Source organism: Kitasatospora sp. NPDC057015, assembly GCF_042673745.1.
Lineage (GTDB): Bacteria > Actinomycetota > Actinomycetes > Streptomycetales > Streptomycetaceae > Kitasatospora.
The window spans coordinates 76,881-88,918 of the sequence record NZ_JBHUSG010000028.1 but is presented as its reverse complement, the minus strand read 5'-3'; the positions used below and the strand labels follow the sequence as shown (position 1 = coordinate 88,918).

The following is a 12,038-nucleotide window of genomic DNA, read 5'->3' as shown; positions in this document are numbered from 1 at the left end:
ACCCGGGAGGCGACGGCTGGCGGGCTTCTACGGTCGACGGGGGAGTGGTGGGCCTGTGCGCAGGCGTCCGGCGGCTTTGACGGTGACGCGTACGGCAGGCTGTCCGGCGTAGCTGAGGGGGACTTCACGGATCCGGACGATCGTGGTGTGTTCCGGCGCGGCGCCGGCGGCCGCCGCGCGCGTGAGGGCCTCGGTGCGGGCGCGGGCGAGGGCCTCGGTGCGGGCGCGGGCGAGGGCTTCGCCGCGGCCGGGGCCGGCGGGGATCAGGGTTTCGTACTCGCCGCTGATGAGGGCGATGGCGGCGCCGGCCGCATTGGCCACGCCGCCGTGGCCGGGGCGCTCCACGGTGCGTCCGGCGACGGTGTCGGGGAGGAGGTCGGCGCCGCCGCCGACGGCGACGACGGGCTGGTCGCGGCGGCCGTGGGAGACGAGGGCCACGGCGTGGGCGAGATCGTCGTCGAAGGCGGTGATCGCCCGCCGGAACGGCTCGGTGGGCCGGTCCAGGAGCCGGGAGCGGGTACCGGTGGTGCTGCGTCCGGCGTGTACGGCGGCATCGGTGAGGGTCGGGGTGGCGCCGCCGAAGACGAGCCCGTGGCGGCGGATCGCGTGGCCGACCGACTCCGGTCCGACGCGGTCGGGGTGGATGACGGTGCCGCCGCCGTAGCCGAGGGACAGGACGTCGGGCATGGCAAGGCTGGTGGTGACCCCGCCGATGAGGCTGCCGGCGGCACTCTCGCGGGCGAAGCCGTCGACCAGGACGCCGAGGTCGGTGGTCGTACCGCCCACGTCGATCACGATCGCGTCCTGGTGGCCGGTCAGCAGGGCGGCGCCGCGCAGGGAGTTGGAGGGGCCCGAGCCGATGGTCAGGACGGGGAAGCGCCTGGCGTGGGCGGCCTCCATCAGCGTGCCGTCGCTCTGGGCGAGGTAGCCGGCGACGTCCAGGCCGTGTTCGCGCAGGGCCTGGTCGAGCGCGTCCGCGACCTGGGCGCCGACCCGGCCGAGGGCGGCGTTGAGCGTGGTCGCGTTCTCGCGCTCCAGCAGGCTGAGCGAGCCGAGTTCGTGACTGAGCGAGACGGGCGTCCCGGCGCCCAGTTCGGCGCGGACGAGTTCGGCGACCAGGTGCTCCTGGTCCGGGTACATCGGAGCGAACGCACCGGTGACGGCGACGGCCTGGGCCCGGCCGGCGACCTGGTGGAGGAAACGACGGACCTCGTCCCGGTCGACCGGGGCGACCTGGTGCCCGTCGACGAGGTATCCGCCGTCGACCATGACCGTCCCGGCCACGGCGGCGTCGCGCAGGTCGGCCGGCCAGGCGGTGAGCGGGGGAACGGCGGAGGTGATCCGGCGTCCGATCCGGATCACCGCGACCCGGGCCAGGTTCCGGCGCTCGACCACCGCGTTGGTCGCGTGGGTGGTGCCGAGCATCACCTGCCGCACGTTGCGGGCGTCGTCCGGTCCGAGCAGTTCGAGGACGGCGTCGACGGCGGCGCGGACGCCCGCGGTGATGTCCGGGCTGGTGGGCTGCTTGGTGTGGGCGAGGATGCGGTCGTCCGTGTCGAGGGCGACCGCGTCGGTGTGGGTGCCACCGACGTCGATGCCGATCCGCAGGGGCTTCCGGGGGTGGCCGGTGGTGGTCATCGGGCGGGCTGCCTCTCGTGCACGGCGGGGCCGGCGAGGGTGGTGGACTCGGCCGGGAGGGTGGTGGACTCGACCGGCACGTAGGGGTGGGCGTAGCCGAAGGCGGCCGGCCCGGCGGTCTCCAGGCCGCGAGGGGTGCGCCACAGCGGGTCGCAGGGCCAGGCCAGGACGGTGACCCGCTGTCCGTAGCGCAGCGCCTCGGTCGCGATGGCGATGCCGGTCTCGGTGTCCAGGACGCCGATCAGGTCCGGGACGCCGGCGAGGACCGTCCCGTCCTCCCGGACGACCAGGTTCTCGTTCTGCAGGTCCACGGTGATGTGGCGGCCCTGGTCGGTGCCGTGACCCCGGACGTGCAGCGCGCCCCGGACGAAGCCGTCGCCGGTGTCGCGGACCACGTCCTCGACGGTGCCGGTGAGCAGGCGGGTGGCGCCGAGCTCGGCGACCAGGGCGTCGACGGGGTGTTCGGCGGTGCGCAGCAGCCGGCCGACCCGCAGCGCGCGCGACACGGACCCGTGGATGACGGCGTGGCCGTCGTCGCCGGTGAGCTGGTAGTCGGCGATGAGGGCGGAGGCGCCGGAGGCGACGCACAGGGCGCGCGCCCAGCGTTCGGACCAGGCGCTGTCGACGGGGCGCAGGGCGGCGGTGTTGCCCAGTGCGTCGACCATGAAGACGGTGTCGGTGGGGATGCCCATGACGTGCATGGACACCATCTGCAGCTCGGGGAAGGCACGCCCCATGCCGTCGGCGTCCAGCAGCGGCAGGCCGAGCTGTGCGGCCCAGCCGACGGGGGCGAGTCCGTTGGCTCCGCCGATCTCCAGGGCCATCACCGCGGCGACGGGCCGCCCGGTGGCGCGTTCGACCTCGGCGCGCAGCGTGCTGGCCTCCCGGCCGCTGCCGAGCATCTCCAGGCCCGCGGTGGGTGCGCCGATCATGGACAGCGGCAGGACCAGCGAGTCGGGCGGCAGGTCCGCGAAGCGGATCAGGGGGACGTCGCCGTGGACGGCGAGGGCGTGGTCGGCGGCCAGGAGGTCGGCGGCGGTGTCGCCGCCCCCGCCGGTGCCGAACACGGCGCAGCCCAGAGCCAGGTCGGGCAGGTCCGTCCGGGTCAGAAGGGTGTCAGCCACGGTCGGCTCCTCGCTCGCTCCGACGCCACAGCACCGCGTACACGGCGGCGGTGACCAGCGGTCCGGACAGGAAGGACAGGTCGGCGCCGCCCATCGCCCGGGAGAGCGGGCCCTGGTAGACGGTGGTGTTGACGCACAGGAGCGACGCGACGGCGCCGAGCGCGAAGGCCAGGGTGCCGGCGACGTTGAACCCGGCGCGGTACCAGTGGCGGCCGGTCGGGGTCTCGTCGTGCAGGGCCACTCCGTCGTAGCGGTTGCGGCGCAGCACGATGTCGCAGACGTACAGGGCCATCGACGGCGCCAGGATCACGACGGTGACCGCGAGGATGTTGTTGAGCGAGTCGATGAAGTCGCTGACGAACAGCGCGTATCCGGCGATGCCGACGCTGAGCGCGGCGTCGATCAGCACGGTGCGGGAGCGACTGGCGCGCATGCCCACCGACTGCAGGCACAGCCCGGAGGAGTAGGCGGTCAGCACGTTGTTGGTCAGCGAGCTGAACACGACGACGAACAGGAACACCGGGTAGAACCAGCCGGGCACGATCGCGGCCAGGTTCGTCTGCGGGTCGCCCATGTCGATGCTGGTACCGGCCAGCACGCCCAGGACGCCGAGCAGGACCGCCGGGACGAACGCACCGAGGGCGGTGCTGAGCAGGACGTCGCGCTTCGAGGTGGTGGCCGGCAGGTAGCGGGCGTAGTCGGCGCCGTTGGCCCAGGACAGCGGGACGGCGGCGATCAGCGCCACGCCCAGGCAGAGCGCGGTGAGCAGCGAGCTGCCGTGCAGCGGCTGCGGCGGGGCGTAGTCGGTGCGGGTGTGCCCGATCACGAACACCGCCAGGAGGACCATGGCGGCGGCGAGCAGCGCGGTGAACCAGGGGCTGACCCGCACGATCGTCGCGTGCCCGTAGACGCTGATGACGAAGGTCGCGGCGGCGATCACCAGCAGGATGGCGGCCTTGACGGGCGTGGAGACCGACAGGCCGAGGTGCGCGGCGAGGGCGAAGCCGGCCAGTGCCCCCAGCGCGAGGTTGACGGCCTCGTAGGCCACCGCGATCAGCCAACCGATCCCGGCGGACAGCGGGCGGTTGCCGCGGATCCCGAACATCGCCCGCGTGACGACCACACCGGGCGTGCCCGACGCCGGGCCGCTGACGGCGAGCGTCCCCACGCCCGCCCAGTAGAGGTTCCCGACCACGACCACCGCGATCGACTGCCACAGGTTCAGGCCCATGAGCAGCACGAAGCCACCGAGCAGGAAGTACAGGTAGGTGATGTTGGCGGCGAACCACACCCAGAACAGGTCACGCGGACGGCCGTGCCGCTCGTTGTCGGGGACGCGGTCGATGCCGCGAACCTCGATCCGGCCAGCCCTGTTGCCGTCCCGGAGGTCTTCGAGCTCCGCGTTCGGGGCCAGCGCGGGAGCAGGGTCGGGGGGTAGGGGGTGTCTGGAGTCCATGCTCTCCGCCTCGCTTGTGGGGGAACAGCATTGTTGGCCCGAAGGCCAACAAGCTGGAGTGCGGGAAGTGCACCATGGTCGAAAGTTCCTGTCAACAGTTGTTGGCCTCCAGGCCGACAATGTGCCGCCGAAGCTTGCCCCACCTGCTCCCACTGGCGTAGAAGTGATCCATGACCGCCGTCGAGCAGCCCCGCGTCAAGCGCCTGTCGCCCGCCGAGCGCCGCCACCGGATCGTCGAGGCAGCGGCGCGGGTGGCACTCGGCCAAGGCCTGGAAGAGGTGACGTACCGCAGCGTGGCCGAGGCCTCGGACTGTACCCGGGGGCTGGTCCACCACTACTTCGACAGCGTCGACGCCCTGGAGGCCGAAGCCTTCGGCCACGCCGCCGGCACCACCCTGGAAGCCGTCTTCGCCCGGGTCGACGAAGCCGACGGCGCGGTGGAGAGCCTGCGCACCCTGCTGCTCGCCTGGGTCTCCGACGAACCCGACCAGCACGCCAGGCTCTGGCTCGACGCCTGGTGCCGCTCCAACCGCAGCCCCGCCGTCAAGGACGGCGTCGACCGGATCATGCGCGCCGGCCACGCCCGCGTCGCCGGCCTCCTCGCCCGCGGCCTGGCCGACGGCTCCTTCGCCCCGCACGACCCCGACGCGGTCGCCTGGCAACTGCTCACCGCCCTCGACGGCGTGATCATCCACGTCACTCTCGGCGTCAACCGCGGCCTGGTCGACGTCCGTCGCACCATGGCCCGCTTCGCCGAGAAGGAACTCGGTCTCCCCCCGGAAGCCCTCAGCACCGTGTTCGACACCGTCGGCACCACCGCTGCCGCACCGGGGGACACGCCGGCCTGACCCCGGGCTCCTCCGCCGCCCTCCGGGCCTCACCTGCGCGAGCCGCGCGGGCCGCTGCCGCCGGATCCCATCCGGCAGGGCCGAGTGCTGCGAAGGTCGAGACGCGGGTGGGGCGAGGGGTCTGCCGGTAGGCCGGGCGTCGAGGCGGACGCGGACGGCCCGGGCGACCGCGCGGCCTCCTCCGGGATCTCCGCCGGCGCCACCCCGTGCGACGACACGAACCCACCCCCTGAACACGACGAACCGGTCAGTGCGAGGGCGGCCGCGGGGCTCGGCCCCGACGGTGAGTCATCTGACTCAACGGGCCGATGACTCACGTGCCGTCAGATGTCGGATGCGTCGACGTGCTGCGAGGAAGCACAGTGGGGCTGCGGGCAGCCAGGACGACCACCGGTGGTCGGTCCTCCCGAGGCCGCGCCGCACCCGTCCCTCATCCGAGTCCACGGCCAGGAGTCCGAGTGAACCTCTCCCTTAAGCGATGGCGGATAGCCGCCGTCGCCATGCTGACGGCCTTCTCCGTCCTCTTCCTCTCCAACTCCTCGGCGTTCGCCACGCAGAACGGGGAGGGCGTCAGCTGGAGCGAGGAAGTCGAGAACAACGTGGCGGTCCAGACCGCCGGCGGCATGGTCGAGGCGCGCGACCCCAACAACGGGGTGCTCATCCAGACGTGGCGCGGCTACGACAACGTGATCTACCTGTCCGTCAACCACGGCCGGGTGACGCCGATGCCGGGCGCCACCACGTACGCCAACCCGGCGGTGGTGTGGCGGTGGTCGACCGGCGACAACGCGGTCTTCCGGGTGTTCCACACCGGCACCAACGGGTTCGTCTTCTACACGGACGTGTCGACCGTCGGCGTGAACCACCTCCCCAACATCCAGCCGTGGTGGAACCAGGTCCCCAACGGCACGGCGACGCCCAACAACTTCCCCGTGGCGGCCGCCGCACTCCCGAACAACAGCATCTACCTGGCCTTCCGAGGAGCCAGCAGCACCGAGATCTGGGGCCAGTTCTTCAGCGGGACGAGCAACCAGTGGAGCAACCCCGCACGCGTCACCGATGCGCGGAGCGACTCCGCCCCCGCGCTCGCCTTCAGCCGCAGCACCAACATCACCGTCCTCGCCTGGCGCGGTACGGACAGCCAGATGAACCTCATCCGCCAGTCCTGGGGTGAGGGCTGGTGGTGGGGTCACGACGTCCTGCCCGGGGTCGCGGCGGACGGGCAGCCCGCGGTGGCGATGGCGGACGGTTCGAACGGGCAGCTCGCCACACGCCGCCTGGGAAGCCACCAGATCTCCCTGACGTCGATCTTCTCGACCGGCGGATGGCAGGGCTACTGGGACGCCGAGAACACCGGGCGGGTGGTCAGCGCCATCTCCCTCGTCGCCTACGCGACCACGGTCTACCTCCTGGCCTCCCAGTACAACGGCGTGGTCAGCTGGAAGCCCTCGCGGCAGTTCTGACACCAGCCGGGAGGACGGAGCCGCCGCGCCCGGGACGCCGACACCGGTCTCCCGGGCCCGGCGCACGTCCCTGCCCAGCGCGCCGGGGAGGGCAGGCCGGGCCCGCGGTGGGCGGGCCCGGCCCGTAGCGCGGCCGCGGTCAGTTGCCGCCGACGCCCGGGACGCCGATGCGGGTGATCCTGTGGTTGCGGTCCAGGTCGACGACGAGCCTGGTGGTGACCGACTGACCCCAGGTGAGGGTGACGGCGACCCGGCCGGCGGCGCCGGTGTCCCGGACCGTCCACGTCAGCGGGACGTTCTGCGCCCGCAGGATGCCGTCCGCCTGGTTCAGCTCCTCCCACTTCGCCACCTCACCGAGGTAGTCGGGCCGGACGTAGAAGGCGCGGAGTTCGGTGGCCAGCCCGCCGTTCTCCGAGTCGAGCCGGGCGTCGATGTAGGCCCCGTAGAAGTCGGCGACCCGGGTGAGGTCGTCCGAGGCCCTGCCGCTCACCGTCCGCTGCGCCGCGGCGCCGGCCGTCGGTGCTCCCGTGGTCGCCTGCGCCGACGCGGTGAGCCCCAGGGGCAGGGCCACGGTGGCGACGAGGCCGGCGATCAGAGCGGTGCGGCGGATGCGCCTGCGGGTGGTCGTGTTGCTGTTCATCAGTGTGGTTCCCCGGTTTCGATGGGTTCGGACGTGCGTCGCCGGGTGTGGGGCGGCCCCTCGACCCTCGTGGTGCGGGGGCGGCCCCGGCGACACCAGGAGCATCCGCGGCCCCGCGGTCCGGGCACAACGGCCGGCGCCCCGTCCGGAACGGTGGAACCGTCCCAGGCCTCCTGACCTCTCCCTATGGGGAGTGCCTGGGATGCCGTCCTGGGACGCGAGGAAGGGGTACCGGGTGTCGTCCCAGGACGAGGTGGAGGAGTTCGCGGCGTTGCTGCGGCGTCTGAAGGGCCGCACGGACCGCAGTTACGCGGCGCTCGCACGCCGCCTGAACATGAGCACCTCGACGCTGCACCGGTACTGCACGGGGGAGGCCGTGCCGCTCGGCTTCGCCCCGGTGGAGCGGTTCGCCGTGATGTGCCGGGCCAGTCCGGCCGAACGGATCGAGCTGCACCGGCGGTGGGTCCTGGCGGTGGCGGCCCGACAGCGGTCCCGGGCGGTGACGCGGTCCGTACCGGAGGTCGCCGGACCCGATTCGGCGGGTAGCGGGAGCCACCGGGCCGAGGGGGCGGCGGGGTTCGCTCCCGCGTCGGCCGCCGCTTCCGCTTCCGACTCCGCGTCCGCGACGGCCGCCGACTCCGCGCCCGCAGCGGCGACCGGCCTCCCGCCCGGTCCCGGGGGGAGCGCCGCGACGAACCCCGGTTCGTCACCCGTGCATGATGCGGCCTCGGGTCCGGCCTCGGGTTCGCCCCCGCGTCCGGCCTCGGGCCGGAACTGGTACCGGCGCCGTGCCGTGGTCACCGCGACCGTCGTGACCGCGCTGGTCGCAGTCCTGGGCAGCCTCTCCTCCTCGGCCGCCGGCGGCGACCGGTTGTCCGGCACGACCGCCGCGAAGACGCCGGGCGCCCGGCCCGGCTCCCCGGCCGTGTCCGCCTCCGCCGGGGGTGACCGTTCGTCGAGCCCGGCCGTGCATCCCTCCGGGGCGGCCGCTCCCGCCGTCACACCCCTCGCCTGGACGGTGAACTCCCAGCTCTGGGAGGTCGGTTGCGATCACGACTACGTCATCGACAAGGCACCCGAGCAGGTGCCGCGACCCCCGGCTCCGCAGGACGCCACGCCGTGGGCGCGCAATCAGGGCGCGGTGCACGGCGGCCAGACACTCGTGGAGATCTCCGTACAGGGGCGGACGGACGAGGCCGTCGTCCTGGAGGCGCTGCGGGTCCGTGTCGTGGAACGGGCAGCCCCGGTGAAGGGCACCGTCTACGCGACGGGGCAGGGCTGCGGCGGCGACCTGGACCCCCGCACGTTCGCCGTGAACCTGGACCTGGACCGACCGATCGCCCGATCGGTCCAGGGCACCGAGGGCGCACCGGGCACCCCGGCCGCGCGCATGCCCTACCGCGTGTCCTCGAAGGACCCCGAGGTGCTGCTGGTCGACGCCCGGACGGTCGCCTGCGACTGCCGCTGGTACCTGGAACTCGACTGGTCCTCGCTGGGCCGGACCGGCACCGAGCGCATCGACGACCACGGCCTCCCGTTCCGCACCAGCGGCACCAAGGACCTGCCGCACTACTGGTACGGGGACCACGGCTGGGCCCCGCTCACGAGCTGAGCGGCGTCAACGGTGCTCCGGCTCTGCAGCTCGCAGGGCCGGGGCGCCGTTCGCGGCCACCCCGCGCCGGGGCGGAGGAACGCGCACTGGCACCCCGCCGCCTCCCCGGCGCTCCGAACGGCGCCCGAACTGCGCTGCCCCGGTGCTATGTTGAAGGCGCCAGCTCCGCGTCCACAGGAACCCCGGGAGCCTCCCATGACCGACGCCGACCGCGACACCGACGCCGGCGGCGGGGAGCGGGCCACCCGAGCACTGCTTGCCGAATACGCCGCCGGAACCCGCCGGTTCGAGGGCCGGACGTTCACCGGTCTGCGGCTCGGCCAGGAGAATCTCAGCGACGCCGTCTTCGTCGACTGCGAGTTCGACGACTGCGTCCTCGCCCTGGGCACCTTCGACCGCTGCGAGTTCCGGGGCTGCCGCCTGCGCCGCATCAACGCCATCCAGGCCAGCTTCATCGAGGCCCGGTTCCTGCACTGCGACCTCGAACAGGCGGCCTTCCGCAGCGCCGACTTCTACAAGGCCACCTTCCGCGGCGGGACGTTCGGCGGCAACTACCGCGAGGCGTTCCTCGTCCAGGCCGTCTTCGACGAGGTCACCTTCCGCGGCGCCCGCTTCGACGGCGCCCACTTCGGATTCAACGTCTTCGCCGACGCCAAGCTCGTCGCCACCACCCTCGATCCGGTCGTCGTCGACGGGCTCTGCCGGATCGACGAGCGCACCATCGCGGCCTCCTTCATCCTCAACAGCCGGGCCCTGGACCTCGCCCGCGACCAACTCCGGGACGACGAGGCCGTCCGGGAGCTGACCCGCGACCTCGCCGGCCTGGAACGGTTCCTCGTCCGGGCCGGCGCCGACCCGGACACCGTACGCGGCTACCTCGACACCGCCCGCAGCTCCCGCGAGCCGGCCCGCCCCAGCGTCTTCATCAGCTACAGCTCCGCCGACGAGTCCTTCGCCACCGAGCTGCGCGACCAGCTGGAAGCCAACGGCGTGGACACCTGGTTCGCCCCGCACGACATCCGGGGCGGCCGCACGATCCTGGAACAGGTGACCGAGGAGATCCAGCGGCGCGGACGGATGATCCTCGTCCTGTCCGAGGCCAGCATGGCCAGCAACTGGGTGGCGACCGAGATCGGCCGAGCCGTGCGGGCGGAGCGGGAGAGCGGGACCCGCAAGCTCTTCCCGATCCGCATCGTCGCCCACGAGCGGCTGCTGCGCTGGGAACTGTTCGACGCGGACGCGGGCTACGACGTGGCCCGCACCATCCGCGAGTACCACATCCCGGACTTCCGTGACGACGGCCTCGCCCTCCACCAGGCCGTCAGCCGCCTGGTCCGCGACCTGCGGGAGGGCTGAGGACGCGCCCGGCGCCCGCAGGCCGGGCGGGCGGCGCAGTCCGGTCCGAGCCCGCTGCCTCGTCCACCCTGTAGCTCTCGCGAATCCGGATCGTAGCGGCCGGAGCCCGGAGCCCGGTGCTCGCCGGGTGCCGGTGAGCGGGGGGGTCGGGCAGGGCCTGCGACGGCGGGGTGCGAGACTTCGTGCAGGTGATCGCCCGTGCACCGGCCCGACCACCGGTGCCTGGCGCGGGTGCGGCTTTCGGCGGGAGGACCGGCGAGCGTGGGAACGAACGGGACCGGGCTGTACTCGGACGACACCGCGTGCGATGTCCGTGACGCCTATCGCGATGCCCTGCAGGCGGGGGCGGATGCGGAGGAGGCCGAGGCGCGGGTACTGAGCGCCTTCGCCGAGGAACTCGCGGACCCGGGCGAGCGGACCGTGGTCCGGCTGGCCCTGGCCGACACCCAGTCCCGGTTCGGTCGGCTGGCCGAGGCCGCCCGGCGGGAAGCCCTGACCCTGCTGGACTCAGGCGGTGACCTGGACCGCTGGCAGGAAGCCGGCGTCGCGGAAGTCCGCCGTCGGGCCGCCGTCCTGCGACGAGTGCGGGCCCGCTTGGAGGGCCCGCAGCCCGAACCGCGTCCGCTGCGCGCCCGCCGCCCGCAGCCCGCGCGGGCCGTCCCGGGCCGGGTCTACGCCTACCGCGCGCACAGCGGACGGCCGTACCTCCTCCGGGTGGTCGGGCTGGCGGACGCGGGCTGCTCGACCGGCCCCGTCATCCGGTTCCTGGACCACCCCGGCCCCGGCCTGCCCGATGCGGCCGACCTGGCGGAGATCCCCGAGCGGCGCTACCACCCGCGGTGGAAGCGGACCGAGGTGATCATCAGGGACGACGGCCGCGCCGAACGCGAACACGCCGGACTGATCCTGGTCGGCGAACACCCCGTCCCGCCCCTGATCCCGTCCCCCAACGGCCGCACGGTCGCCAGCTGGGCCGAGCTCTGCGCCTACCTGGAGACCCGGGACGACCTGACCCCCACCACCGGCTGACCCGCACCCCCGCACCCCTGCGCGCCGGCCGGGCCGGCAGGTTCCGACGCCGTTCTGGTGGCAGTGCGAGGCCGGCCCGGGTGACGGTGCCTCGGAGTACCCGCTGTTCCTCGACCACGCCCGGCGCGGCGAGTTCCGTGCCGCCCTGCACCGGGGGCACCGGCTGCGACTGCGTGACTTCGCCCCGAACTTCCACTGTGCCCGCGCGACCGGGGCCCGAGTTGGTGCGGGACCTGTCGGCACTCGCCGCCGTAACGCCGGGCTGATCGGCCCGGTTCGGTCGACGGTGGCTCCGCATGCGGCCGGGCCGACACTCGCAGGAGTACGGGGCCAACACCCCACAGGGCGATGGGTGTTCTGGGCATTGCGAGGCTCATGCCCACCTGCCTGGCTGCCGCGGCGGAGCCTCGGCCGGCTCGACCGGGACAGGTGATCGGCGCGGGGCGTTCCGAGGAGTCCCGAACGGCCTTGCGTGCAGGGCCACTTCGGGAGAGTTGGCAGAAACCCTTGCGCGTCCCGCTGTGGCGGCCTAGCGTCTGTGGCACTCAAGCACCCGCCCCCTGTTCGATCTACCGTCAGATTTGTTAGCGCTAACAGAGCGAGTCTGGAGCGTGACGACCCAAGGCACCGCCCTGCCCGGTGGCCCGCTCGGCAGTGCCTGCTGAAGATCTCCCTGCCTAATCCGTCCTCCTTGTGCGGGGGGACTGCCGAGTCGTGGCGCGGGGCTCGGGCTGCCCTGCTGCCCGATGGCCAAGCCCCCGCCGTACACCGGTACACCGGTACGCCGGTACGCCGGTACGCCGGTACGCCGGTACGCCGGTACGCCGGTACGCCGGTACGCCGGTACGCCGGTACGCCGGTACGCCGGTACG

9 protein-coding genes are annotated in these 12,038 nt (G+C 73.3%); 5 read left to right on the top strand and 4 right to left on the bottom strand.

What is annotated here, in order from left to right:
* Positions 1-27: 27 nt before the first annotated feature.
* From ACFTWP_RS24450 to ACFTWP_RS24440, 3 genes are read right to left on the bottom strand one after another with little or no spacing between them, the layout of a single operon-like run.
* Positions 28-1,638: a hydantoinase/oxoprolinase N-terminal domain-containing protein gene (locus ACFTWP_RS24450; protein WP_380266868.1), complete on the bottom strand. Its 1,611-nt coding sequence runs from the start codon at positions 1,636-1,638 to the stop codon at positions 28-30.
* On the bottom strand, positions 1,635-2,762 hold the full coding sequence (locus tag ACFTWP_RS24445; RefSeq protein ID WP_380266867.1) for a DUF917 domain-containing protein: 1,128 nt from the start codon (positions 2,760-2,762) through the stop codon (positions 1,635-1,637). The genes ACFTWP_RS24450 and ACFTWP_RS24445 overlap by 4 nt, the downstream gene beginning before the upstream one ends.
* A complete protein-coding gene (locus ACFTWP_RS24440) occupies positions 2,755-4,218 on the bottom strand; it encodes a purine-cytosine permease family protein (RefSeq protein WP_380266866.1) in 1,464 nt (487 codons plus the stop codon). Before ACFTWP_RS24440 ends, ACFTWP_RS24445 begins: the two co-directional genes overlap by 8 nt.
* A 170-nt stretch (positions 4,219-4,388) precedes the next feature.
* Between ACFTWP_RS24440 and ACFTWP_RS24435 the strand changes: the two genes are divergently transcribed.
* Positions 4,389-5,066 (top strand): TetR/AcrR family transcriptional regulator, encoded by a 678-nt coding sequence (locus ACFTWP_RS24435; RefSeq protein ID WP_380266865.1) that lies wholly within the window; start codon positions 4,389-4,391, stop codon positions 5,064-5,066.
* Between the two features lie 458 nt (positions 5,067-5,524).
* The gene (locus ACFTWP_RS24430; protein ID WP_380266863.1) at positions 5,525-6,529 is read left to right on the top strand and encodes a hypothetical protein; all 1,005 of its coding nucleotides are present in this window, start codon (positions 5,525-5,527) and stop codon (positions 6,527-6,529) included.
* 139 nt (positions 6,530-6,668) lie between these two features.
* Here ACFTWP_RS24430 and ACFTWP_RS24425 read toward each other — a convergent pair whose 3' ends face one another.
* Positions 6,669-7,169: a hypothetical protein gene (locus tag ACFTWP_RS24425; RefSeq protein ID WP_380266862.1), complete on the bottom strand. Its 501-nt coding sequence runs from the start codon at positions 7,167-7,169 to the stop codon at positions 6,669-6,671.
* A 235-nt stretch (positions 7,170-7,404) separates the two neighbouring features.
* Between ACFTWP_RS24425 and ACFTWP_RS24420 the strand changes: the two genes are divergently transcribed.
* The 3 genes from ACFTWP_RS24420 (at position 7,405) to ACFTWP_RS24410 (ending at position 11,166) form a co-directional block, all read left to right on the top strand.
* Complete coding sequence (locus ACFTWP_RS24420) at positions 7,405-8,781, top strand: helix-turn-helix domain-containing protein (protein ID WP_380266861.1); 1,377 nt, start codon at positions 7,405-7,407, stop codon at positions 8,779-8,781.
* A gap of 195 nt (positions 8,782-8,976) precedes the next feature.
* Positions 8,977-10,137 carry a toll/interleukin-1 receptor domain-containing protein gene (locus ACFTWP_RS24415; RefSeq protein WP_380266860.1) on the top strand — a complete coding sequence of 387 codons (1,161 nt, stop codon included), beginning with the start codon at positions 8,977-8,979 and terminating at the stop codon, positions 10,135-10,137.
* A gap of 261 nt (positions 10,138-10,398) precedes the next feature.
* Entirely contained in the window at positions 10,399-11,166 is a 768-nt protein-coding gene (locus ACFTWP_RS24410; RefSeq protein WP_380266859.1) for a hypothetical protein, read from the top strand.
* Positions 11,167-12,038 lie beyond the last annotated feature (872 nt).